The organism is Pseudomonas sp. PDM04 (assembly GCF_014851765.1).
Taxonomy (GTDB): Bacteria; Pseudomonadota; Gammaproteobacteria; order Pseudomonadales; family Pseudomonadaceae; genus Aquipseudomonas.
Window position 1 is genome coordinate 1266159 of record NZ_JACVAI010000001.1, and the last position, 23403, is coordinate 1289561.

The 23403-nt window shown below is 62.5% G+C and carries 20 protein-coding genes and 2 pseudogenes; 6 read left to right on the forward strand and 16 right to left on the reverse strand.

Features of this window, described 5'->3' with window-relative positions; translation table 11 throughout:
- The first annotated feature begins 290 nt into the window (after positions 1–290).
- Both IB249_RS05925 and IB249_RS05930 read left to right on the forward strand, forming a co-directional pair.
- The gene (locus IB249_RS05925) at positions 291–704 is read left to right on the forward strand and encodes a DUF4398 domain-containing protein (RefSeq protein WP_192302553.1); all 414 of its coding nucleotides are present in this window, start codon (positions 291–293) and stop codon (positions 702–704) included.
- A 45-nt stretch (positions 705–749) separates the two neighbouring features.
- Positions 750–1541, forward strand: a complete 792-nt coding sequence (locus tag IB249_RS05930) for an OmpA family protein (RefSeq protein WP_192302554.1) — start codon at positions 750–752, stop codon at positions 1539–1541.
- A 140-nt stretch (positions 1542–1681) separates the two neighbouring features.
- On the opposite strand, the gene IB249_RS05935 is transcribed toward IB249_RS05930, so the two are convergent.
- From IB249_RS05935 to IB249_RS06005, 16 genes and pseudogenes are all read right to left on the reverse strand, one after another.
- On the reverse strand, positions 1682–2011 hold the full coding sequence (locus IB249_RS05935; RefSeq protein WP_192302555.1) for a hypothetical protein: 330 nt from the start codon (positions 2009–2011) through the stop codon (positions 1682–1684).
- Positions 2008–2916, reverse strand: coding sequence for an alpha/beta hydrolase (locus IB249_RS05940; RefSeq protein WP_192302556.1), 909 nt, complete (start codon positions 2914–2916; stop codon positions 2008–2010). Before IB249_RS05940 ends, IB249_RS05935 begins: the two co-directional genes overlap by 4 nt.
- A 152-nt stretch (positions 2917–3068) precedes the next feature.
- Complete coding sequence (locus IB249_RS05945) at positions 3069–4346, reverse strand: flavohemoglobin expression-modulating QEGLA motif protein (RefSeq protein ID WP_192302557.1); 1278 nt, start codon at positions 4344–4346, stop codon at positions 3069–3071.
- A gap of 36 nt (positions 4347–4382) precedes the next feature.
- Positions 4383–4937 carry a hypothetical protein gene (locus tag IB249_RS05950; RefSeq protein ID WP_192302558.1) on the reverse strand — a complete coding sequence of 185 codons (555 nt, stop codon included), beginning with the start codon at positions 4935–4937 and terminating at the stop codon, positions 4383–4385.
- A 132-nt stretch (positions 4938–5069) separates the two neighbouring features.
- Positions 5070–5786: a TetR/AcrR family transcriptional regulator gene (locus tag IB249_RS05955; RefSeq protein ID WP_192302559.1), complete on the reverse strand. Its 717-nt coding sequence runs from the start codon at positions 5784–5786 to the stop codon at positions 5070–5072.
- A gap of 101 nt (positions 5787–5887) precedes the next feature.
- A complete protein-coding gene (lysS, locus tag IB249_RS05960) occupies positions 5888–7390 on the reverse strand; it encodes a lysine--tRNA ligase (RefSeq protein WP_192302560.1) in 1503 nt (500 codons plus the stop codon).
- Between the two features lie 117 nt (positions 7391–7507).
- Positions 7508–8603 (reverse strand): peptide chain release factor 2 gene (gene prfB, locus IB249_RS05965; RefSeq protein ID WP_192302561.1). Its coding sequence is split into 2 segments (ribosomal slippage): positions 7508–8530 and positions 8532–8603, totalling 1095 coding nucleotides; the frame shifts between segments, so codons are not numbered across the junction.
- Between the two features lie 220 nt (positions 8604–8823).
- Positions 8824–9828 (reverse strand): response regulator, encoded by a 1005-nt coding sequence (locus IB249_RS05970; RefSeq protein ID WP_192302562.1) that lies wholly within the window; start codon positions 9826–9828, stop codon positions 8824–8826.
- A 45-nt stretch (positions 9829–9873) separates the two neighbouring features.
- Positions 9874–10884 (reverse strand): chemotaxis response regulator protein-glutamate methylesterase, encoded by a 1011-nt coding sequence (locus IB249_RS05975; protein WP_192302563.1) that lies wholly within the window; start codon positions 10882–10884, stop codon positions 9874–9876.
- Entirely contained in the window at positions 10881–13184 is a 2304-nt protein-coding gene (locus IB249_RS05980) for a hybrid sensor histidine kinase/response regulator (RefSeq protein WP_192302564.1), read from the reverse strand. Before IB249_RS05980 ends, IB249_RS05975 begins: the two co-directional genes overlap by 4 nt.
- On the reverse strand, positions 13181–13864 hold the full coding sequence (locus IB249_RS05985; protein ID WP_192302565.1) for a chemotaxis protein CheW: 684 nt from the start codon (positions 13862–13864) through the stop codon (positions 13181–13183). The genes IB249_RS05980 and IB249_RS05985 overlap by 4 nt, the downstream gene beginning before the upstream one ends.
- Positions 13861–15129 carry a CheR family methyltransferase gene (locus IB249_RS05990; protein WP_192302566.1) on the reverse strand — a complete coding sequence of 423 codons (1269 nt, stop codon included), beginning with the start codon at positions 15127–15129 and terminating at the stop codon, positions 13861–13863. The genes IB249_RS05985 and IB249_RS05990 overlap by 4 nt, the downstream gene beginning before the upstream one ends.
- On the reverse strand, positions 15126–15662 hold the full coding sequence (locus IB249_RS05995) for a chemotaxis protein CheW (RefSeq protein WP_192302567.1): 537 nt from the start codon (positions 15660–15662) through the stop codon (positions 15126–15128). Before IB249_RS05995 ends, IB249_RS05990 begins: the two co-directional genes overlap by 4 nt.
- A pseudogene (locus tag IB249_RS06000) lies at positions 15662–16837 on the reverse strand (methyl-accepting chemotaxis protein); the annotation flags it as partial. The pseudogene IB249_RS06000 and the gene IB249_RS05995, both read right to left, overlap by 1 nt.
- A pseudogene (locus IB249_RS30070) lies at positions 16817–17224 on the reverse strand (MCP four helix bundle domain-containing protein); the annotation flags it as partial. The pseudogenes IB249_RS06000 and IB249_RS30070, both read right to left, overlap by 21 nt.
- Positions 17225–17529: 305 nt before the next feature.
- Positions 17530–18252, reverse strand: coding sequence for a tellurite resistance TerB family protein (locus tag IB249_RS06005; protein WP_192302569.1), 723 nt, complete (start codon positions 18250–18252; stop codon positions 17530–17532).
- Positions 18253–18430: 178 nt separating this feature from the next.
- Between IB249_RS06005 and IB249_RS06010 the strand changes: the two genes are divergently transcribed.
- The 4 genes from IB249_RS06010 (at position 18431) to IB249_RS06025 (ending at position 23402) form a co-directional block, all read left to right on the forward strand.
- Complete coding sequence (locus IB249_RS06010; protein ID WP_192302570.1) at positions 18431–19345, forward strand: LysR family transcriptional regulator; 915 nt, start codon at positions 18431–18433, stop codon at positions 19343–19345.
- A 99-nt stretch (positions 19346–19444) separates the two neighbouring features.
- Positions 19445–20932 carry a gamma-aminobutyraldehyde dehydrogenase gene (locus IB249_RS06015; RefSeq protein WP_192302571.1) on the forward strand — a complete coding sequence of 496 codons (1488 nt, stop codon included), beginning with the start codon at positions 19445–19447 and terminating at the stop codon, positions 20930–20932.
- 91 nt (positions 20933–21023) lie between these two features.
- Positions 21024–22175: a putative ABC transporter substrate-binding protein YdcS gene (gene ydcS, locus IB249_RS06020; protein ID WP_192302572.1), complete on the forward strand. Its 1152-nt coding sequence runs from the start codon at positions 21024–21026 to the stop codon at positions 22173–22175.
- Positions 22176–22367: 192 nt separating this feature from the next.
- On the forward strand, positions 22368–23402 hold the full coding sequence (locus IB249_RS06025) for an ABC transporter ATP-binding protein (protein ID WP_192302573.1): 1035 nt from the start codon (positions 22368–22370) through the stop codon (positions 23400–23402).
- Position 23403: the final 1 nt, after the last annotated feature.

A 23403-nucleotide genomic window follows, 5' to 3' on the forward strand; every position in this document is an offset into this window, starting at 1 on the left:
GATAGCGGTCGTTCAGCCAAAGCGGCGTGACGCTTCGCGAGCAGGCTCGCTCCCCTAGTGTCTTTTATGGCCCACGAATACCCCGCCACACCGCCAAAGTTCCCGATTTAGAGCCTTGTCCATTCGGTCAAAGTTTTTTCGGGCGAAAGGCCATCTTCTCTGAACTTTTAAAAAAAGCCTTCGGTCGTAACCAGTAACCACGCCTGGGACGGCCGTTTTGAAATGTCTCGAAACTCGTGAGTGGCGGCTCCTTGCCCAGGATGGATTTCAGTTGTTCAGGAGTAATTCCAATGGAGTTGAAGACCATGAAAACCAGCACCGCGAAGTCCTCGTTCAATCACCTGCGCAGCCTCAAGCTGGCCGCGCTGGCCATCGGCAGCAGCGTCATCCTGGCCGGTTGCGCCGGTAACCCGCCCACCGAGCAATACGCCGTGACCGAGTCGGCAGTGAACAACGCCGTCAGCGCCGGCGGCACCGAGTTCGCTGCAGTTGAAATGAAGGCGGCCCAGGACAAGCTCAAACAAGCCGAAATCGCCATGCACGACAAAAAGTATGACCAGGCACGCATGCTCGCCGAGCAAGCCGAATGGGATGCTCGTGTAGCCGAACGCAAGGCCCAGGCCGTCAAGGCCGAACAGGCGGTGAAGGACTCTCAGAAAGGGGTTCAGGAACTGCGTCAGGAAAGCCAGCGCACCGTGCAATAAGCGCCGCTGCGACGTATTTCTTACTCGACTTAAAAGGACGAAACCATGAAGCGCAATCAATTGATGATCCCTGCCCTGCTGGCTGCGAGCGTTGCACTGGCGGCCTGCTCCACGCCGCCTAACGCCAACCTTGAACAGGCCCGTACCAACTACAGCGGCCTGCAGGCCAACCCGCAGGCGAGCAAAGTCGCCGCGCTGGAAACCAAGGACGCCAGCGACTACCTCGACAAGGCCGACAAGGCCTATCTGGACCGGGAGGATGAAAGCAAGGTCGACCAGTTGGCCTACCTGACCAACCAGCGTGTCGAAGTGGCGAAACAGACCATCGCCCTGCGCACCGCCGAAGCCAATCTGAAAAACGCCGCCGCCCAACGCGCCCAGGCCCGCCTGGATGCTCGCGATGCGCAGATCAAGCAACTGCAGGACAGCCTGAACGCCAAGCAGACCGATCGCGGCACGCTGGTGACTTTCGGCGATGTGCTGTTCGCCACCGACCGGGCTGACCTGAAATCCAGCGGCCTGGTGAACATCAACAAGCTGGCCCAGTACCTTCAGGAAAATCCCGATCGCAAAGTGATCGTCGAAGGCTACACCGACAGCACCGGCACCGCAGCGCACAACCAGTCGCTGTCCGAGCGCCGCGCCGGTTCCGTTCGCACCGCACTGGTGAAGATGGGCGTCGATCCTGCGCGCATCGTCGCCCAGGGCTACGGCAAGGAATACCCGGTGGCGGAGAACTCCACCGTGTCGGGCCGGGCGATGAATCGTCGGGTGGAAGTGACCATTTCCAACGACAACCAGCCGGTGGTGCCGCGTTCGGCAGTGAGTTCGAACTAAGCCTTGACCGGTAACACAACACCCTGTGGGAGCGGGCTTGCTCGCGAATTCGTAGTGTCAGTCAGCATTCATGTTTCTGACACATCGCCTTCGCGAGCAAGCCCGCTCCCACATTTTTTATCGGTGTTGGAAGAAGACTTTCAAGGCTCCAGCTTCTGCGGCGTTTCCTGGCCCATGCAGCGCACGGCCTGTTTCTTGTTGTTGACCAGCACCCCGGTCAAGCCTTTCTGTTCGGTGTCGAACATCACCAGCACGCCATCGATGCACTGGGCCACTTGCGCGGCCGGTTGCAGGGAGATCTTGTAATCTTCGCCCGGAACGGTCTTGAGCATGGTGAAGTCGCTGAGCAGCAACGCATCCTCAGGCTTGGCGAAATGCAGGTAGCCGTACCACCACAGCGCCCCGACAGTGCCGAGGATGGTGCAGATACCGGTGATGATCAGCGGGATGGCGTTACGTTCTTCACTCATTGCGGGCTCTCTGGTGGTTCATCTTTTGAAGGGGCCGGGTAATTGGGGATTTCACCCAGGCGGCGCAGGCCGTTGAAGTGCTGCGGATCATCCAGGTAACGCAGCATGACCGTGCGCCACACCGGATCGGCGAAGGTCTGCACATGCCCGCCCCGGGTCAGTTGAAGCACCCGTGGCGGCGGCGCAGCTTGATACAGTCGGATGCCGTTGGAAAGAGGCACGATCGGATCGTCGATGCTGTGGTAGATCAGTTTGGGCACGCCGTCGAGTCGTGCCATGGAGTGGATCGCGCTGTCGCCGTCCGGCACCAGCCACGACAGGGGCACCTGGAAGGCCCAGGTCAACCACGAATGACTCAGCGCAAACTGGCCGACACTGCGGTAACTGGCGGGCACGCCGTCGAGGACGAACGCCTTGAGCTGTTTCTGCCGTTCGGGGTGCTGGACCAGATAGTGCACCGCCATCGATCCACCCAGGCTCTGGCCGAGCAGAATCAGAGGTTTGCCTTGAACCTCGGGCGCCTGGTCGAGCCACTTGAATGCGGCATCGATGTCCTGGTAGATCGCCGGCAGGCTCGGCTCGCCCTCGGACAGTCCGTAACCGCGATAATCGATCAGCAGGACCTGATAACCGGCTTCCGGCAACCACCAGCTGCCGCCCAGGTGCATCGGTAGATTGCCGCCGTTGCCGTGCAGGTGCAGCACCGTGCCCTTGACCTCCACGCCTTTTTTCGCCGGCAGCCACCAGCCGTGCAGCTTCACGCCGTCGGCGGTGGCAAGCGTGACATCGCGGTATTCGAGATGGGCCTTTTCCGGGGTGAACAACTGGCCGGGCTCGGGGTAGAACAGCAGCGAGCTGCAACCGTTCAGGGTCAGGAGGAGGCAGATGATGCCGAGGATTCTCATCCGTTTGGAACCTCGCAGAAAATGTAAGTTGAAACAGGATCAACTGTGGGAGCGAGCCTGCTCGCGATAGCCGTGTGTCAGGCAACACTCTTGTCGAGCGTTGAACCGCTATCGCGAGCAGGCTCGCTCCCACAGAGGGCATAGCACCCGGCTCAAAGAATGTTGGAGTAATCCGCCTCGATCCGGTCCAGGCTCAGGTGGTTGAGGAAGTTGGAGAAGCACATCCACGCCGACAACGCGTTCATGTCGCGGAACTGTTCCGGCAAATACTTGGGCGGCACCACCAGGCCTTCATCGACCAACTGGCGCAAGGTTCGCATGTCCTCCAGCGTGGTCTTGCCGCAGAACAGCAGCGGCACCTGCTCGAGCTTGCCTTTACGCACGGCCAACTGAATGTAGTTGTAAACCATGATGAAGCCCTTGAGGTAGGACAAGTCTTTGGTAAATGGCAGGCCGTTGGGCACCGAGCCACGGAACACCCGACTGGCGTTGCCGTAGCTTTCCGCCATTTCGAAGCCCTGCTCACGGAAGAACTCGAAGATCTGCAGGAAGTCCGCGCCCTCCTCCACCATGTGAATCGCCCGGGTGCGATTGGTCAGCTTGCGCAGGCGGCTGGGGTAGGAGGCGAAGGTGATGATTTCCATGAGGATCGCCAGGCCTTCCTGGGTCACCGTCGATGAGGGCGGGCCCTTGGACAGGAAGGTGCAGATCGGCTGGTTCAACCCATTGAGGGTCGTCCCCACGTGCACCAACCCTTCGTGGACTTCCAGGGCGCGCACGTCACGTTCGTTGAACATCGCGTCGGTGCGGATCTTTATGTAGTCCGCACCCGCCGCCGCATCCGCGACAATCCCGTCGGATTCGAATACCCGGATGGTTTCCTCGGCCTCGCCAAACACCTTGCTCAGGCGGGTTTGCAACAGATGCACGGCGTCCTTGGCGGTGAGGATTTTCGGTTCGTCCTTCAGGTCACCCCGGCCATCGATGTTGTTGAGGTAATCGGAAAGCATCAGGCCCAGGTCGGACAAGGTCGGGTCGCCGGCGTGAAACGCATCGGACGCCGCACCGTACAGCTCCTGGGAAATCAGGCCGAAATCCTCGGTGCCCCGGGCCTCGAGCATGCGCACGACCATGCGGTACTCCTTGCACATGCGCCGCATGATCTGGCCGACCGGGTTGAACTGGCCGAGCTGACGGGTGATGTCGCGCTCGATGTTCTGGAATTCCAGTTTCACCTTGCTGGAATCGAAGGACAGCGGCCGATTGAGGTAGTAATCGCGGTCCACCGCCGGCATTTCCTTGCCCTTGGCCTTGAGGAAACCCTTGCGAATGTTCTCGTCCCACTTCACCGCATCGAGGACGCGGATCGGCGTCTGTGCCAGGACTATGCGATCGGACAAAACACGAATCGTCTGCTGGTAATCGTCCACCCGAAACTCCTGTAGAAAAACCGTTGCGTGCTGGGTTTAATGGGTCTTGGCCTGACGCTGGTAGCGCACCGCCTCAACGAACACATCGCTGTTGGCCGGATCGTCGAGGTAGGCGAAGACCTGGTCCATGCCGGTGTCGATCAGCACCCCGTCGCCATCGTCGGTCTGGAACCCTTCGCCGCTGAGGACCTTCTGCCCCATGGCCTGCTTGATCTGTTCGAGGTCGAGGTTGTACACCACCAGCTCATGCTTGTCGGTAATCTCGAACCCGGCAATGGTGAAATGCCCGCCGAACTGCGCCGGCACCTTCGCCGACAGGTACCAGCGGCTGCCGTGGCGCGAAACGGTGAAGGGATAGGCTTCGCGCTCCCTCGGCCGGGCCTTGAAGTAGCTGACGGCCTGGTAGCGATTGTCGCCCGTGCGCGTCAGTTCCAGGCTCATCGGCTCGCCCCAGGCATTGGTGCTGGTCCACTGGCCGAGCAAACCCTTGGGCGCGGGGTCGTTCGTGGGCAGCGGCTGCTTGAAAGTCACCAGGCAGCCACTGAGCAGCAGGAACGACAAGGCAATCACGACCACACGCCAGGCTTTCATCCAATACTCCCTATAAACCCTTCTGGCCCAAGCGAACATCGAGCGCCTGCTCGCGATGACGGAGTGTCAGGCAACAATAGTCGAACATGAGAACGCTATCGCAAGCAGGCTCGCTCCCACATGGATCCGGGATTAAACCGAAGCCAGCACCAAATGCATATAACGTGTAAGTATGCCGAGCATCTCGGTTTCGGCCTCAGGCCCGGCGTCGTTGAGCAGGCCCTGATATTCCATCCGTCCGATAATCGCCGTCAACACTTTGGCATCCTGCAGGGGCTCACGGGAGCCCAGCACCTGGAACAACTGACACGAACCCTGCAGGAGAATCTGCTGGTGCGAGCGCACCAGCTCGGCGAGGCGCGGGTTCAGCAGCGCCTCCTGGCGGAACGCCTGCTCGGCCATCAGGTGCTCGCGACGGTTGATCAACTGACGGTGAACATAATCGGCCATCAACCGCGCTATATCGTCCGCCAGTTGCGAACGTGATTCAGGGCTGCCGTCGCCACTGACCACCATCTCGCGCAACAGACCTTCGTTGTTCACCCACAACTTGGCCATGAACGCCGCGCTGCGCTCCACGTACTGGGCGAACGTGTCGGTGAGCAGGTCGTCGATGTCCTTGAAATAGTAGGTGGTGGCCGACAGCGGCACACCGGCCTCGGCAGCGACCGCGCGATGGCGCACCGCCCGTACGCCCTCGCGCACGACAATGCGCATGGCCGCATCGAGAATCTCCTGCCGACGCTGCTCGCTGCCCTGGCGACTGGCCTTGCGCCCCTGGTACTGAACACTTTCAGCGACCGCAGTGGCGATATCCGCTGCACCTTCTTGAGCCCTTGCGCCATTCACAACCGGAATTCCTCTCTACTTCAAAAGTAACCAATTGATACGTTTGTACCAGACAGGCAATAAAAAGCCGCCCATTTCAGGCGGCTTTTTAGTTGAAACATTTACGCTTGCGGCCGCATGTGCGGGAACAGGATCACGTCGCGGATCGACGGGGAGTTGGTCAGCAGCATCACCAGACGGTCGATGCCGATGCCTTCGCCGGCCGTTGGCGGCATGCCGTACTCCAGCGCGCGAACGAAGTCGGCGTCGTAGTGCATGGCTTCGTCGTCGCCGGCGTCCTTGTCGGCCACCTGCGCCATGAAACGCTCGGCCTGGTCTTCCGCGTCATTCAACTCGGAGTAGGCGTTGGCGATTTCACGACCACCGATGAACAGCTCGAAACGGTCGGTGACGTTCGGGTTGTCGTCGTTGCGACGGGCCAGCGGCGACACTTCGAACGGGTACTGGGTAATGAAGTGCGGCTGCTCCAGCTTGTGCTCGACCAGCTCTTCGAAAATCATCACCTGCAGCTTGCCCAGGCCTTCGAAGCCCAGCACCTTGGCACCGGCCTTCTTGGCGATGGCACGGGCCTTGTCGATGTCGTTGAGGTCGTCAGCGGTCAGCTCGGGGTTGTACTTGAGGATCGAGTCGAACACCGACAGACGCGCAAACGGCTCGCCGAAGTGGAACACCTTGTCGCCGTACGGCACGTCGGTCGTCCCGAGCACCAGCTGCGCCAGCTCGCGGAACAGTTCTTCGGTCAGGTCCATGTTGTCTTCGTAGTCGGCGTACGCCTGGTAGAACTCCAACATGGTGAATTCAGGGTTGTGACGCGTCGAAACGCCTTCGTTGCGGAAGTTGCGGTTGATCTCGAAGACCTTTTCAAAACCACCGACCACCAGGCGCTTGAGGTACAGCTCCGGGGCGATACGCAGGAACATTTCCATGTCCAGCGCGTTGTGGTGGGTTTCGAACGGCTTGGCCGCGGCACCGCCGGGAATGGTCTGCAGCATCGGCGTCTCGACTTCGAGGAAGTCGCGCTTCATCAGGAAGCTGCGGATGTGCGCGATCACTTGCGAGCGCACGCGGAAGGTCTGGCGCACGTCTTCGTTGACGATCAGGTCAACGTAACGCTGGCGATAGCGCTGTTCGGTATCGGACAGGCCGTGGTGCTTGTCTGGCAGCGGGCGCAGGGATTTGGTCAGCAGGCGCACGTTGGTCATTTCAACGTACAGGTCACCCTTGCCGGAACGGGCCAGGGTGCCTTCGGCGGCGATGATGTCGCCCAGGTCCCAGGTTTTCACCGCGGCCAGGGTTTCTTCGGACAGGGTCTTGCGGTTGACGTAGACCTGGATGCGACCGGACATGTCCTGGATCACCATGAACGAGCCACGGTTGAGCATGATGCGACCGGCAACCTTGACCGGGATTGCAGCCTCTGCGAGCTCTTCCTTGGTCTTGTCCGCGTACTGTTTCTGCAAATCTTCGCAGTAGTTGTCACGGCGGAAGTCGTTCGGGAAGGCGTTGCCCTTGGCGCGCTCGGCAGCCAGCTTTTCCTTGCGCAGGGCGATCAGGGAGTTTTCTTCCTGTTGCAGGGCTTGCGGGTCGAGTTCTAGGTCGCTCATGTCTTTAAAAATTCCATCACAGGTTCGTTGTCCCCAGGCCTGCGGCCTGGGGATCGCGGGCAAGGCCGCTCCCACAGAGGATCGCGATGTTTCAGGCGATCCGGCGTTGCATGTTTTTTACAGCCCGGACTTCAGGCTGGCTTCCAGGTATTCGTCGATGTCGCCGTCGAGCACCTTGTCGCAGTCGCTGCGTTCGATGTTAGTGCGCAGATCCTTGATCCGCGAGGCATCGAGTACGTAGGAGCGAATCTGATGACCCCAGCCGATGTCGGACTTGCTGTCTTCCAGGGCCTGGGAAGCGGCGTTGCGCTTCTGGATTTCCTGCTCGTACAACCGGGCCCGCAGCATTTTCATGGCGGTGTCCTTGTTGGCGTGCTGGGAACGTTCGTTCTGGCAACTGACCACGGTGTTGGTCGGTACGTGGGTGATCCGTACGGCCGAGTCGGTGGTGTTGACGTGCTGACCACCGGCACCGGACGAGCGATAGGTATCGATGCGCAGGTCCGCCGGGTTGATCTCGATTTCCACCTTGTCGTCGATTTCCGGGGAGACGAACACCGCGGAGAACGACGTATGGCGACGGTTGCCGGAGTCGAACGGGCTCTTGCGCACCAGACGGTGCACGCCGATCTCGGTGCGCAGCCAGCCGAAGGCGTATTCGCCCTTGATGTGCACGGTGGCACCCTTGATACCGGCGACTTCACCGGCCGACAGCTCCATGATGGTCGCATCGAAGCCGCGCTTGTCCGCCCAGCGCAGGTACATGCGCAGCAGGATGTTGGCCCAGTCCTGGGCTTCGGTACCACCGGAGCCGGCCTGGATGTCCAGGTAGGCGTTGTTCGCATCCATCTCGCCGCTGAACATGCGACGGAATTCCAGCTTGGCGAGGTTTTCCTCCAGGCGGGCCAGCTCGGCGACCACGTCGCTCACGGCGCCTTCGTCGTTCTCTTCGACGGCCATGTCAAGCAGGTCGCGGCAATCGGCCAGGCCACCGGACAATTCGTCCAGGGTCTCGACGATCTGCGCCAGCGCAGAGCGCTCGCGGCCCAGCTCCTGGGCGTATTCAGGTTTGTTCCAGACACTCGGATCTTCAAGCTCGCGATTGACCTCGGTCAGACGCTCATGCTTTTGATCGTAGTCAAAGATACCCCCGAATGGTTTCGGAGCGCTCGGACAAGTCCTTGATAGTGTTCAGGATCGGATTGATTTCCATGGCGGGCAGCACTCGTAGGCGAACTTTTGAAAGCCGGCGAGTATAACGTAATCAGACTGTCACGGCAGCCCGCCTGGCTGAAAAGCCATGCCGATACTGATCGCCGCCGGCAGGAGCGAGCTTGCTCCCGAGAGTCGACAGCGCACCACGGGGCGTCCAGTTGCCGACGTCATCGCCGACAACCTTCGCTCCTGCGGGAAGGCGGCCGGAGCCGCCACGGTCAGGCGATCCCCACCTGGTTACGCCCGTTGTTCTTCGCCAGGTACAGCCCCTTGTCCGCCGCCAGGATCAGCTGCCGGCAATCGCTGCCGGGTTGCGGGGTGATGGTCGACAGGCCGATGCTGATGGTCAGGCTCGAGCCTTCGGCCGGTGCAATGTGCGGGATCTTCAGCGCGGCGACGGTCTGGCGCAGTTTTTCCGCCACCAGGCGGGCACCGCCCTGCGAGGTGTTGGGCAGCACCAGCGCAAACTCTTCGCCGCCGTAACGGGCCGGCAGGTCCGAAGGTCGGGCGCTGGCGTCACGGATGGCCGTGGCGACCTTGCGCAGGGCTTCGTCGCCCTCCAGATGGCCGAAGCTGTCGTTGTAGGACTTGAAGTAATCCACATCGATCATCAGCAGCGACAACTGGCTCTGGTCACGCAGTGAGCGGCGCCACTCCAGCTCCAGGTATTCATCGAAGTGACGGCGGTTCGACAGGCCGGTCAGGCCGTCAGAGTTCATCAGGCGTTGCAGCACCAGGTTGGTGTCGAGCAATTGCTGTTGACTGACCCGCAGCGCCCGGTAGGCGGCGTCCCGTTGCAACAGGGTCAGGTAGGAACGCGAGTGATAGCGGATACGCGCCACCAGCTCGATGTTGTCCGGCAACTTGACCAGGTAATCGTTGGCCCCGGCCGCGAACGCCGCGCTCTTGATCAGCGGGTCTTCCTTGGTCGACAGGACAATGATCGGGATGTCCTTGGTGGCCGGGTGGTTGCGGTATTCGCGCACCAGGCTCAGACCATCGAGACCGGGCATGACCAGGTCCTGGAGAATCACGGTCGGCTTGATGCGGACCGCCTGGGCAATGGCCTGGTGCGGGTCGGCGCAAAAGTGGAAATCGATGTTCTCTTCGTTCGCCAACCCGCGGCGCACGGCTTCGCCGATCATGGCCTGATCGTCCACCAGCAGGACCATCGCGCCCTTTTCCTCGTCGGTCTTGAAGTCGTCGAGCTGTAGGTCATTCATGTGCGGTCACCTGATCACCTGGACCGGAATTGCAGCGAAACCTAGTCATTTGGCAAAAATCTCCAGCAATCGTGGCGCTATCTTGTCCAAAGCGCGAATCTCTGTGGCGGCATCGATAGCCGCCGCCGCTTTGGGCATGCCATACACCGCGCTGCTTTGTTGGTCCTGAGCGATGGTCAGGTAACCCTGTTGACGCATGAGTTTAAGCCCCTGGGCGCCATCGCGCCCCATACCGGTCAATAAAACCCCGACGGCGTCGCCATTCCAGTAACTGGCCACGCTCTCGAAAAAAACATCGATCGACGGTCGATAGATCTCGTTGACCGGCTCGGCGGTGTACGCCAGCGTGCCGTTTTTCAACAAGCGGATGTGATGGTTGGTGCCTGCCAGCAGCACCGTGCCGGGCTGGGGCGGCTCGCCTTCGCAGGCCAGGCGCACGTTCAGGCCGCTGGCGCTGGCCAGCCATTCGGCCATGCCGGCGGCGAACACCTGATCCACGTGCTGGACGAGCACGATGGCGACCGGAAAATTCCGCGGCAAGCCCTTGAGCAGCACTTCCAGGGCCGCCGGCCCGCCCGCCGAGGAGCCGATGGCAATCAGGCGCTGGCGCGGGGCACTGCTGCGCAACGGGCTCGGTGCCTGGCGCTCGCGGTGGCCGCGATCGCCAATCAGCCAGCCGATGTTCATGATCTTGCGCAGCAACGGTGCGGCCGCGTCCTGAGGATTGCCGGCGCCGAGCGCGGGGGTGTCCACCACATCCAGGGCGCCATGGCCCATGGCTTCGAACACCCGGTGCACATTCTGCTGGCGATCGACGGTGACAATCACGATGGCGCACGGCGTCTCGGCCATGATGCGCCGGGTCGCCTCGACACCGTCCATCACCGGCATGATCAGGTCCATCAGGATCAGGTCCGGGGTATTTTCCGCGCAACGCTGAACCGCTTCGGCACCGTTGGCCGCCACCCAGACCACTTCATGCCCTGGCTCGAACGCCAGGGCACGGCGCAGCGCCTCAACTGCCATGGGCATATCGTTGACGATTGCGATCCTCATGCCCTTGCTCCTCCGATGAGCTCAACCACTGCGTCGAGCAGGGCATCGTCATGAAAACTGGCTTTGGCTAGATAATAGTCGGCTCCAGCATCCAGTCCACGACGTCGATCTTCCTCTCGATCCTTGTAGGACACCACCATGACCGGCAGCGATTGCAATCGATTGTCCCGGCGCAGCAAAGACACCAGCTCGATGCCGTCCATGCGCGGCATGTCGATGTCGGTGATCAACAGGTCGAAGGCTTCCGAGCGCAGGGCGTTCCAGCCATCCATCCCATCTACCGCCACGGCCACGTCGTAGCCGCGATTGATCAGCAACTTGCGCTGCAGCTCGCGCACCGTCAGCGAGTCGTCGACCACCAGGATTCGCTTGCGCGCCGCCTCGACCGCCTGGCTGCCTTGACGGGCAATACGCTCCAGGCGCCCGGTATTGAGCAGCTTGTCCACCGAACGCAGCATGTCTTCGACATCGACGATCAGCACCACCGACCCGTCGTCGAGCAGGGCGCCGGCGGAAATGTCCTGCACCTTGCCCAGCCGCTCGTCCAGGGGCAGGACCACCAGGGTGCGCTCGCCGATGAAACGCTCGACCGCCACGCCATAGACCGCATCGCGCTCGCGGATCACCACGACCTTGAGCGTCTGTTGGCTGTGCTGGCTCGCCGGACGCTGGAGCAACTGGCTGGCCGCCACCAGACCGACATGCCGGCCTTCATGCCAGAAGTGCTGGCGCCCCTCGACCTGCACGATGTCCGAAGGTTCCAGGTCGCACATGCGCTCGATGTGGGCCAGCGGAAACGCGTAGGCCTCGTCGCCGACTTCCACCACCAGGCTGCGCACCACCGACAGCGTCAGCGGCACTTCAAGGTGGAAGCGGCTGCCCTCGCCCGCCGTCTGCTCCAGCACCACCGCGCCCCGCAACTGGCGGACCATGTGCTGGACTGCGTCCAGGCCGACGCCGCGCCCGGACACTTCGGTCACCTTGTCCCGCAGGCTGAAGCCCGGCAGGAACAGGAACGTCAGCAACTCTTCTTCGCTCAGTTGCGCCGCAGTGTCGACCGGCGACAATTGACGCTCGATGACGCTGCGACGAACCTTTTCCAGGTCGACGCCGTGACCGTCATCGCTCAGTTCCAGCACCAGCAACCCGGCCTGATGGGACGCGCGCAGACGGATCAGGCCTTCTTCCGGCTTGCCTGCCAACCGCCGTTGTTCCGGGGTTTCGATGCCGTGATCGACGGCGTTGCGCAGCAGGTGCGTCAGCGGCGCCTCGAGCTTTTCCAGCACATCGCGGTCGACCTGGGTTTTCTCGCCTTCGATCTCCAGCCGCACTTGCTTGCCAAGACTGCGACCGAGGTCGCGGACCATGCGCGCCTGACCGCTCAACACATCGGCGAACGGTCGCATGCGGCAGGCCAGCGCCGTGTCGTACAACACTTGTGCCCGTTGACTGGCTTGCCAGGCGAACTCGTCCAGCTCGGCATTTTTCTCCACCAGCAACTGCTGGGATTCAGCCAACAGGCGGCGGGCATCCTCAAGCGCTTCTCGAGCCTCCAGGCTCAGGTCCTGGTCCTTGAGGTGAACATTGAGGTTATCCAGCGCCCGCAGGCCGTTGTTCTGTATGCGCTTGACGCGCTGCATGGTCGCCAGATGCGGCTTGAGACGCAGGGTTTCCACCAGGGATTTACTCGACAGATCGAGCAGGCTGTTCAGGCGTTCGGCCGTGACCCGCAGGACCCGCTCACCGTTTTCAGTGGTGCGCTTGCTCTTACGCGGTGCAGAAACGGGCTCGGTCGGCGTGGCGCTGACCGGCTCGACCTCCGGCACGACCGGCTCGACCGGCTCGGCGACGGGCGTCTGCGGTTCGGCCATGGGCGGTACAGCTGGCGTGCCGAGGGGCGCGAAGGCGGCCAGCGGATCGAGCAACCGCGCCATCAGCGCCACATACCCGTCGATATCGGCAGGCGTCGGGGCATGGTTCGGCGTGGCGATGCGCATCAGCAAATCGGTGCCTTGCAGCAGTGCGTCAATGTGTTCGGGGCGCAGGTACAGGCGACCTTCCTGTGCGCTGACCAGGCAATCTTCCATCACGTGGGCAACGCTGACCCCCGCATCGACGCCGACGATGCGGGCCGCCCCCTTGAGCGAGTGGGCGGCGCGCATGCACGACTCAAGCTGATCGGCCTGGGTCGGATCGCGCTCGAGCGCCAGCAGGCCCGCGCTCAGCACCTGGGTCTGGGCTTCGGCTTCCAGGCCGAACAGTTCCAGCAACGAGGCGTCGCGCATCTGCTCGGGGGTCATGTCAGGCTCCGGGTCACGGCGGACAGCAGCTGTTCTTCATCCAGCCATCGCAGGCTGCGACCTTTGTACTGCAACACGCCACGGGTGTACCTGGCATTGGCGTGAGCCTCTGAACGGGACGCCGCTTCGAGGGTGCGTTCGTCGATGGCATGGATGCCGTCGACTTCGTCCACCGGCACCACCACCGGCCCGCCGTGGGCGGCGATGATCAGCATGCGCGGCATCACGCGCGCGCCGCTTGCCACGCTGCTCGTGCCATCCAGCCCCAGCAACTCGACCAGCGACAGGCACGCCACCAATGCACCGCGCACGTTCGCCACGCCGAGCAAGGCCCGTGAGCGCTGGTGCGGCAGTGAATGAATGGCCTGCAACGGTGCCACTTCCACCAGGCTGCGCGTGGCCAGCCCCAGCCACTCTTCGCCGAGCCGGAACATCAGCAGCGAGCGGGTCCTGACTTCGCTTTCGACCAGGGTACTGACGTGTCCGCGATCTTCCTGCTGTAACGCGTAGCGGTCCAGCAGGCGCGTGGCCGCCGCCGAATACACCGCACAGTTGCGGCAGTGAATGTGTTCGATCAGCAGCGGGCAGGACTTGTCGCCATGGATACCGATACGGTTCCAGCAGTCGTCGATGGCCTGGGCGTCGTCATGGGTCAGGCTAAAGCCGTCGGTGGCATTCATCGTTTGCGCTCACTGTCTACGCGCTCGCTGCGGGCGGCACGGGCCTGCAATCGTCGGGCACCGGCGGTGTCGCCCTGGGATTGCAACAAGGCGGCCAGGTGCATCAAGGCGTCGGGATGTTGCGGGTCGAGGTACAAGGCCTTGCGATAAAACCCCTGGGCTTCGAGGGCGCTGCCAGCGACATCGCTGAGCAACCCCAGCCAGTAGAACACCTGCGCCACCGGTTCATGGCTGCGCAAATATTGCTCGCACACCGCCCGGGCCTCGGCACCTTTGCCTTCGTTGGCCAGGTTGGCGATGCTGGCCAACAGTGCCGCCGCCTCCGTATTGACGGCTTTGCCCGTCACCGGCAGCGGCGTCGGGATAGCGAAGGGCCGGTTGCGCACGGGCGGTGGCGCCACATTGCGCAGCGGTTGACGCACCGGCAGCGGGGTCGGCGCGAAAGCCGGCGCCGGTTCAGGCGCGGGGGCCGCCTGGCGACTGAATGCAAACGACTGCGGGATGCCGATCGAGCGCATGCCGAATCGTCCGAGCAGGCTGCCCTCTGCCGGACCGATGAACAGCACGCCGTCGACGTGGGTCAGGCGCTTGAGCACTTCGAACACTTGCTGCTGGGTAGGTTGATCGAAATAGATCAGCAAGTTGCGACAGAAAACGAAGTCATAGGGCGCTTCGTTGGCCAGCAACGCCGGATCCAGCAGATTACCGACCTGCAAATGCACTTGCTCCAGCACTCGCGCCTCGAGGCGATAGCTGTCGCCGTCAGCGACAAAATGCCGTTCGCGAAACGTCAGGTCCTGACCGCGAAACGAGTTCCTGCCGTACCGCGCGCCCCTGGCTTTTTCCACTGACAGCGGGCTGACGTCCATGCCTTGGACCTTGAATTGATGGGGTTTGAGTCCGGCGTCCAACAAGGCCATGGCAATGGAGTACGGCTCTTCGCCGGTCGAGCACGGCAGGCTGAGAATGCGCAGTGCACGCAGGTTGTTGAGTTCGTCCAGCCGCCTGATCGCCAGCCTGGCCAGGGTGGCAAAGGATTCCGGGTAACGGAAGAACCAGGTCTCGGGCACGATCACCGCTTCGATCAGCGCTTGCTGCTCCTCCCGCGACCCCTGCAGGGTCTGCCAATACTCATCGGCGGTCTGCGAACGCGACGCGGTGCTGCGCTGGCGCACCGCACGCTCGATGATCGCCGGGCCCACCGATGTCACGTCGAGGCCGATGCGTTCCTTGAGAAAATCGAAAAACCGTTGGTCGTTGTTCATGCCGGCTCCTCAAGCAGCGCCGGGTCCAGTGGCGGCGACGGGAACAGCAGTGCGCGAACCCGCGCATCCAGCAGATCGGCGACACGCACCCACTGCAACAAACCTTGCGCATCTTCACGCACGGGCCCGAGGTACGGCGCCTGGCGGTTATCGAGGCCATAGGGCTGAAAATCCGTGGGGTCGCAACGCAAGGTGTCGGTGGCCTGCTCCAGGATCAGCCCGAGCCGTTGCGCTTCGCTGCGCTCGTCCGGTCGGTAATTGACCAGCACCAGCCGGGTGCTGGTGCGGGCCTGGGCCGCGACACCGAAGGCCAATGCACTGAGGTCGATGACCGGCACCACCGCGCCACGGTAGGCGAACACCCCGGCCACCCAGGCCGGCACCTGTGGAATCGGCTTCAAGGGCAGGCGTGGCAGCACTTCGGCGACGTCGGTCGCACGCAGGGCGTAGCGTTCGCTGCCGATACGAAACACCAGGAACAACGCCTGCGCCGCCGGCTTCACAGCGCTGCGTCTGGCCGTGAGTTCGCTCATCAGACTTTGAATCGCGAAACGCCGCTGCGCAGCCCGACGGCCACCTGGCTCAGTTCGTCGATGGCAAAGCTGGCCTGGCGCAAGGATTCGACGGTCTGGCTGCTGGCATCCCCCAACTGCACCAATGCATGGTTGATCTGCTCGGCGCCGGTGGCCTGGGCCTGCATGCCCTCATTGACCATCAGCACCCGTGGCGCCAGCGCCTGCACCTGATGAATGATCTGCGACAGTTGCTCGCCGACCTGCTGCACCTCGAACATGCCACGGCGCACTTCCTCGGAGAACTTGTCCATGCCCATGACCCCGGCCGAGACCGCCGACTGGATCTCGCGCACCATCTGCTCGATATCGTAGGTGGCCACGGCGGTCTGGTCCGCCAGGCGACGGACCTCGGTGGCGACCACGGCAAACCCCCGGCCGTATTCCCCGGCCTTTTCCGCCTCGATGGCCGCGTTCAACGACAGCAGGTTGGTCTGGTCGGCCACCTTGACGATGGTCACGACCACCTGATTGATGTTGCCGGCCTTCTCGTTGAGGATCGCCAGCTTGGCGTTGACCAGATCCGCAGCCCCCATCACCGAATGCATGGTTTCTTCCATGCGCGCCAGGCCCTGCTGCCCGGAGCCGGCGGCCACCGAGGCCTGGTCGGCAGCGGTAGAAACCTCGGTCATGGTGCGCACCAGGTCGCGGGAGGTGGCGGCGATTTCCCGGGACGTCGCCCCGATTTCCGTGGTCGTGGCCGCCGTTTCCGTGGCAGTGGCCTGCTGTTGCTTGGAGGTGGCGGCAATCTCGGTCACCGAGGTGGTGACCTGCACCGAAGAGCGCTGGGCCTGGGACACCAGTGACGTGAGTTCGACCATCATGTCGTTGAAGCCGGTTTCCACCGCACCGAACTCGTCCTTGCGCTCCAGGTTCAAGCGGCCGCTGAGATCGCCAGTGCGCATGACTTCAAGAATCTGCACGATGCGGTTCATCGGCGCCATGATCGCGCGCATCAGCAACAGGCCACACAGGGCTGCAGCCAGCACGGCCACCAGCAGTGAGATGCCCATGACGATTTTCGCCGAGACCACGGCGTTGTCGATGATCTCGATATCCTTGTCGGCCACCGCCTTGTTCTGGCGCAGGATGTCATTGAGTTTCATGCGACCGGCGGTCCACGCCGGCGTCAGTTGCTCGTTGAACAACGCGATGGCTTGCGCCTCCTGACTGCGCTTGTGCAAATCGAGCACGGCGCCGAGGATCTCGACGTATTCGGCATGGAGTTTTTCGAAAGCCGCGTATTCGACCTTGTCTTCTTCCGTCGTGACAGTGGCGCGATAGTCGGCCATGGCTGCCTGAACACGCGCTTCATAGCCCTTGAAGTCGGCGACATCTTCGCCACTGATGCCCTGCCCCTCTTTCAGGCCCAGCATTTCCTGAATCCGCAGATAACTGTCGACCCAGGCGCCACGGATCGTCGAACTGTAATAGACCCCGGGAAGCGCGTCTTCACGGACGCTGGCTTCGCTGTCTTCGATCTTCAGCAGCCGCGAATACGAGACGACCACCATCAGCAGCATGATGGCGATGATTACCGCAAAGCTCGCCAAGATGCGTTGGCGCAACGTCCAGTTCTTCACAGTCAGTCCTCGGGCCGTTTCAAATGCGGGGAGTATAGCCGAGGGCGGTGTGTCATTTATAAGACAGTTGCGCAGCACTTCTCATCCTGGCGCAAAGGGACATGGATCTGGCTTGGATGATGCGCAGTGGGTGATGACGCCTTCGCGGGCAAGCCCGCTCGCACAAGGGGATGTGGAGTGGGCATAGGTAGTGGCCATTCCCGAAAACCGAGGTGGGAGCGAGCCCGCTCCCACAGTGGATTGCGTTACACGGAGGCCTGGCGCACCTGTTTCTCCAGCTCGGCCTTCAGGCCCGGCGCCAGTTTCAACTGGCGGGCGAGTTCCTCCAGGTAGGATTTCTCCATGAAGCTCTCCTCGTCCACCATCATCACGCTGGCGATGTACATCTCGGCGGCCATTTCCGGGGTGCTGGCGGTGCGCGCCACGTCGGCAGGGTCCAGTGGCTTGTTCAGTTCGGCGTGCAGCCAGTGTTGCAGCTCCCGGTCGTTGTCGAGCCGGGTGAACTCGCCCTCGATCAGCGTGCGTTCACGCTCATCGACATGCCCGTCGGCCTTTGCGGCCGCCACCAGCGCGGTGAGAATCGCCTGGCTGTGCTGCTCGGCCTGCGCCGCCGGCAGGCGGTCCACGGTTTGCGGCTCACGGCCCGGCGCTGCGCCCTGCTGCGCCTGCCAGTTGCCGTAGGCCTTGTAGGCAATCACACCCAATGCCGCCAGGCCACCATAAAGGGCCACTTTGCCACCGACCTTGCGCACCTTCTTGTTGCCCATCAACAGGCCCATGGCACCCGCCGCCAGCGCGCCACCGCCGGCGCCCGACAACAGACCGCCCAGGCCGCTTGAACCGCCGCTGCCGCCGAGCAGCCCGCCCAATGCACCACCGGGGCCCTTGTTCTGTGTGCCACCGGCCTTGTTCTGCAGCAGGTCCTGGCCGGACTTGAGCAACTGATCGAGCAATCCACGGGTATTCATGTCTGTCGTCTCCATCAAGGACTTTTCAAGGCCACCAGCCTAGATCGAAAAGGCACAGCGGCGGCCGACGAGAGTGCTTCCGGATGTTGCCCCGATCTGACGACGCCACCCAAGCCATTCGATTAAAAAGATATACACTCCGGTGAATCGATAAAAACCGCCCACCGGGTGCCTGCTCATGATGACCCTGCGTCAAATCCGTCATTTCATCGCCGTGGCCGAGACCGGCTCGATCTCCGCCGCCGCACAGACCGCTTTCATTTCCCAGTCGACATTGACCCTGGCCATCCAGCAACTGGAGCAGGAGATCGGCGTCAGCCTGTTCAATCGTCACGCCAAGGGCATGACCCTCACGCACCAGGGGCATCAGTTCCTGCGCCAGGCGCACCTGATCCTGGCGACGGTGGATAACGCCAAGCGCAGCCTCCAGCAAAGCACCGACCAGGTGGCCGGGCAGTTGATCATCGGCGTGACCAGTCTGGTCGCCGGTTACTACCTCGCCGACCTGCTCACCCGCTTCCAGCGCGCCTACCCGAATGTGGAAATCCGCGTGATGGAGGATGAGCGCCCCTACATCGAGCATTTGCTGGTCAGCGGCGAAATCGACGTCGGCGTGTTGATCCTGTCCAACCTCGAGGACCGTCATGCCCTGCAGACCGAAGTGCTGACCCACTCACCCCATCGACTGTGGCTGCCGGCGCAGCATCCGCTGCTGGAGCACGACAGCATCAACCTCGCCGACGTGGCCCGCGAACCGCTGATTCAACTGAACGTCGACGAAATGGACCGCAACGCCCAGCGCATGTGGTCGGCGGCGTCGCTGCAACCGCGCATCACCCTGAAGACCGCTTCGACCGAAGCGGTGCGTAGCCTGGTGGCCGCCGGCCTGGGGGTTTCGATCCAGCCGGACATGACCTACCGCCCCTGGTCGCTGGAGGGCGACATCATCGAAGCCCGCCCCATCGCCGACCTGAGCCAGACCCTCGACGTCGGCCTGGCCTGGCGCCGGGGCACGGCCCGCCCGGCGCTGGTGGACCCCTTCCTGACCGTCGCCCGGGAACAACCGCACGGCGGACGCAAGCCATCTATTTAATCGAACGCCACCTTCAGTATTTAGTATTTGTCGACCTCGGGTCCGGGCACTAGTCTTGGTTCATCTATAAGACGGCCGGTCCCAGTCACAGGGAGCACCATGGCCACACAAGAAAAGAGAACCCGAAAAATGGCTGGCGCGCAGACTCCGTTGTTCACCGCGTTGTTGATCGATGGCGAACTGGTCGCGGGTCAGGGTTTTGTCGAGCCGATCCTCAATCCGGCCACCGGTGAAGTGTTGACGCACATCGCCGAGGCCAGCACCGAACAAGTCGAAGCCGCGATCCTGGCCGCTCACCACGCCTTCGCCAGTTGGTCCCGAACCACGCCCCAGCAACGCTCCAACCTGCTGCTGGAAATCGCCAACGCCATCGAGAAACAAGCCGACCTGCTGGCTCGCCTGGAGTCCCTGAACTGCGGCAAGCCATTGCACCTGGCTCGACAGGACGACCTGAACGCGACGGTCGATGTGTTCCGCTTCTTCGCTGGCGCCGTGCGTTGTCAGACCGGGCAGCTCAGCGGCGAGTACGTGCCGGGCTACACCAGCATGGTGCGCCGCGATCCCATCGGCGTGGTCGCCTCCATCGCGCCATGGAACTACCCGATCATGATGGCCGCGTGGAAAATCGCCCCGGCCCTGGCCGCCGGCAACACGCTGGTGTTCAAACCCTCCGAGCACACGCCGTTGTCGATTCTGGCCCTGGCGCCCGCCCTGGCCGAGATCCTGCCGCGCGGGGTGATCAACATCATTTGTGGCGGTGGCGAAGGCGTGGGCAGCCACCTGGTCAGTCACCCGAAAATCCGCATGGTGTCGCTGACCGGCGACATCGTCACCGGGCAGAAGATCTTGCAGGCCGCGGCGAAAACCCTGAAGCGCACGCACCTCGAACTCGGCGGCAAGGCGCCGGTGATCGTCTGTAACGATGCCGATATTCAGGCAGTGGTCGAAGGCATACGCACCTACGGGTACTACAACGCTGGCCAGGACTGCACGGCGGCGTGCCGCCTCTATGCACAGGCCGGGATCCACGACCGGCTGGTGGCCGAACTCGGCGCGGCGGTCGGCAGTCTGCGCTTTGCCGGCAAACGTGACGCCGACAACGAAATCGGCCCGCTGATCAGTACCCGCCAGCGCGACCGGGTGGCCAGTTTCGTCGAACGCGCCCTCGGCCAACCCCACATCGAACGGGTCACCGGGGCCGCGGTGCATTCCGGTGCCGGCTTCTATTACCAGCCGACCCTGTTGGCCGGCTGCAAGCAGAGCGATGAAATCGTCCAGCGGGAGGTGTTCGGCCCGGTGGTGACCGTGACCCGTTTCGAAGGGCTCGAGCAAGCGGTGGACTGGGCCAACGATTCGGAATACGGCCTGGCGTCCTCGGTCTGGACCCAGAACCTGGACAAGGCGATGCAGGTCGCGGCGCGCTTGCAGTACGGCTGCACCTGGATCAACAGCCATTTCATGCTGGTCAGCGAAATGCCCCACGGCGGCCTGAAACGCTCGGGCTACGGCAAGGACCTGTCCAGCGATTCGCTTCAGGACTACAGCGTGGTTCGGCACATCATGGCCCGCCACGGACAGCATTTATAAAAAGCGCACTACGCTGACAATTAGCCGTAAAGGCATTGGCTTCACCACGTTCAACACTGCCCCGACCATAATTAAAGAAGAGGGAAACCCAATGTTCGTGCACAAGACCGCACTGCTCAGTGCAATCACTACCGCGCTGCTGGCCAGCGCCAGCGTCCAGGCTGCCGAGCCGCTGAAGTCAGTCGGCGCTGGCGAAGGCCAGCTGGATATCGTGGCGTGGCCCGGTTACATCGAACGTGGCGAAAGCGACAAGGCCTATGACTGGGTGAGCGGTTTCGAGAAAGAAACCGGCTGCAAGGTCAACGTGAAGACCGCCGCCACCTCCGATGAAATGGTCAGCCTGATGGCCAAGGGCGGCTACGACCTGGTCACGGCGTCCGGCGACGCGTCCCTGCGCCTGATCGTCGGCAAGCGTGTGCAACCGATCAACACCGCGTTGATCCCGAACTGGAAGAACCTCGACCCACGCCTCAACGATGCGCCATGGTACGTGGTCAACAAGCAGACCTACGGCACCCCGTACCAGTGGGGCCCGAACGTGCTGATGTACAACACCAACGTGTTCAAGACCGCGCCGGATAGCTGGGGCGTGCTGTTCAATGCGCAAAACCTGCCGGACGGCAAGCCGAACAAGGGTCGCGTACAAGCCTATGACGGCCCGATCTACATCGCCGATGCAGCGCTGTACCTGAAAACCGCCAAGCCGGAACTGGGCATCCAGAGCCCTTACGAGCTGACCGAAGCGCAGTACAAGGCCGTGCTCGACCTGTTGCGTGCCCAGCAGCCGCTGATCCACCGCTACTGGCACGACACCACCGTGCAAATGAGCGACTTCAAGAACGAAGGTGTGGTCGCTTCCGGCGCCTGGCCGTATCAGGTCAACGGCCTGGTGAACGAGAAGCAGCCGATCGCGTCGACCATTCCGAAAGAAGGCGCCACCGGTTGGGCCGACACCACCATGCTGCATACCGAGGCCAAGCACCCGAACTGTGCCTACAAGTGGATGGACTGGTCGCTGCAACCGAAGGTCCAGGGTGACGTGGCGGCCTGGTTCGGTTCGTTGCCGGCGGTCCCGGCGGCGTGCAAGGAGAGCGAACTGCTCGGCGCCGAGGGCTGCAAAACCAACGGTTTCGATCAATTCGACAAGATTGCCTTCTGGAAAACCCCGCAGGCTGAAGGCGGCAAGTTCGTGCCGTACAGCCGCTGGACCCAGGACTACATCGCGATCATGGGCGGCCGTTAATCCGTCCTCCCGTGTGGGAGCGAGCCTGCTCGCGATGTGGGCATCACAGTCAACATCATTGCTGACTGACACACCGCCATCGCGAGCAGGCTCGCTCCCACAAATGTGTTCGGCGGGCAGATAACCGTTTTGTTTTTCAGAAGTCCAGGCAGGGCCGCTGCGACGGCCTCCGCCTTTTTGGAGCACCGCACCATGACGCTTGCAGTCCAATTCACCAACGTTTCCCGTCTGTTCGGCGATGTGAAAGCCGTAGACCGGGTTTCCATCGACATCCAGGACGGCGAGTTCTTTTCCATGCTGGGCCCTTCGGGCTCGGGCAAAACCACCTGTTTGCGCCTGATCGCCGGTTTCGAACAACCGAGCGCCGGCTCCATCCGGATTCACGGCCAAGAAGCCGCCGGGCTCCCGCCGTACGAGCGTGACGTCAACACCGTGTTTCAGGACTACGCCCTGTTCCCGCACATGAACGTGCTCGACAACGTGGCCTACGGCCTGAAAGTCAAAGGCGTCGGCAAAAGCGAACGCCTCGCCCGCGCTGAAGAAGCCCTCGACATGGTCGCCCTCGGCGGCTACGGCGGGCGCAAACCGGTGCAGCTTTCCGGCGGTCAACGCCAACGCGTGGCCCTGGCCCGCGCGCTGGTCAATCGCCCTCGGGTGCTGCTGCTCGACGAGCCGCTCGGCGCACTCGACCTGAAGCTGCGCGAGCAAATGCAAAGCGAGCTGAAGAAACTGCAACGCCAGCTCGGCATCACCTTCATTTTCGTCACCCACGACCAGACCGAAGCGCTGTCGATGTCCGACCGGGTCGCCGTGTTCAACAAAGGTCGCATCGAACAAGTGGACACCCCGCGCAACCTCTACATGAAACCGGCGACCACCTTTGTCGCGGAATTCGTCGGCACCTCCAACGTGATCCGCGGCGATCTGGCGAAGCAGCTCAGCGGCAACCCGCAACCGTTTTCGATTCGCCCGGAACACGTGCGCTTTGCCGAAGGCCCGCTGGCCAGCCATGAAATCGAAGTCAGCGGCCTGCTCCACGACATCCAATACCAGGGCAGCGCCACCCGCTATGAACTGAAGCTGGAAAACGGCCAGACCCTGAACATCAGCCAGGCCAACAATCAGTGGCTGGACGTCAGCGCCCAGCACCAGACCGGGCAACGCCTCAGCGCCCGCTGGGCACGGGAAGCGATGATCCCGCTGCACGACACCGCAGGCGGGGTGTGAC

What these genes read in the sequence shown, in the direction of transcription:
- IB249_RS06015 (WP_192302571.1), top strand. Translation starts at nt 19,445, where the DNA reads ATGGCCACACAAGAAAAGAGAACCCGAAAAATGGCTGGCGCGCAGACT.
- IB249_RS05935 (WP_192302555.1), bottom strand. Translation starts at nt 2,011, where the DNA reads ATGAGTGAAGAACGTAACGCCATCCCGCTGATCATCACCGGTATCTGC.
- IB249_RS05970 (WP_192302562.1), bottom strand. Translation starts at nt 9,828, where the DNA reads ATGAATGACCTACAGCTCGACGACTTCAAGACCGACGAGGAAAAGGGC.
- IB249_RS06025 (WP_192302573.1), top strand. Translation starts at nt 22,368, where the DNA reads ATGACGCTTGCAGTCCAATTCACCAACGTTTCCCGTCTGTTCGGCGAT.
- IB249_RS05985 (WP_192302565.1), bottom strand. Translation starts at nt 13,864, where the DNA reads ATGAATGCCACCGACGGCTTTAGCCTGACCCATGACGACGCCCAGGCC.
- IB249_RS05995 (WP_192302567.1), bottom strand. Translation starts at nt 15,662, where the DNA reads ATGAGCGAACTCACGGCCAGACGCAGCGCTGTGAAGCCGGCGGCGCAG.
- lysS (WP_192302560.1), bottom strand. Translation starts at nt 7,390, where the DNA reads ATGAGCGACCTAGAACTCGACCCGCAAGCCCTGCAACAGGAAGAAAAC.
- IB249_RS05925 (WP_192302553.1), top strand. Translation starts at nt 291, where the DNA reads ATGGAGTTGAAGACCATGAAAACCAGCACCGCGAAGTCCTCGTTCAAT.
- IB249_RS05980 (WP_192302564.1), bottom strand. Translation starts at nt 13,184, where the DNA reads ATGACCCCCGAGCAGATGCGCGACGCCTCGTTGCTGGAACTGTTCGGC.
- IB249_RS05950 (WP_192302558.1), bottom strand. Translation starts at nt 4,937, where the DNA reads ATGAAAGCCTGGCGTGTGGTCGTGATTGCCTTGTCGTTCCTGCTGCTC.
- ydcS (WP_192302572.1), top strand. Translation starts at nt 21,024, where the DNA reads ATGTTCGTGCACAAGACCGCACTGCTCAGTGCAATCACTACCGCGCTG.
- IB249_RS05940 (WP_192302556.1), bottom strand. Translation starts at nt 2,916, where the DNA reads ATGAGAATCCTCGGCATCATCTGCCTCCTCCTGACCCTGAACGGTTGC.
- IB249_RS06005 (WP_192302569.1), bottom strand. Translation starts at nt 18,252, where the DNA reads ATGAATACCCGTGGATTGCTCGATCAGTTGCTCAAGTCCGGCCAGGAC.
- IB249_RS05930 (WP_192302554.1), top strand. Translation starts at nt 750, where the DNA reads ATGAAGCGCAATCAATTGATGATCCCTGCCCTGCTGGCTGCGAGCGTT.
- IB249_RS06010 (WP_192302570.1), top strand. Translation starts at nt 18,431, where the DNA reads ATGATGACCCTGCGTCAAATCCGTCATTTCATCGCCGTGGCCGAGACC.
- IB249_RS05975 (WP_192302563.1), bottom strand. Translation starts at nt 10,884, where the DNA reads ATGAGGATCGCAATCGTCAACGATATGCCCATGGCAGTTGAGGCGCTG.
- IB249_RS05990 (WP_192302566.1), bottom strand. Translation starts at nt 15,129, where the DNA reads ATGAACAACGACCAACGGTTTTTCGATTTTCTCAAGGAACGCATCGGC.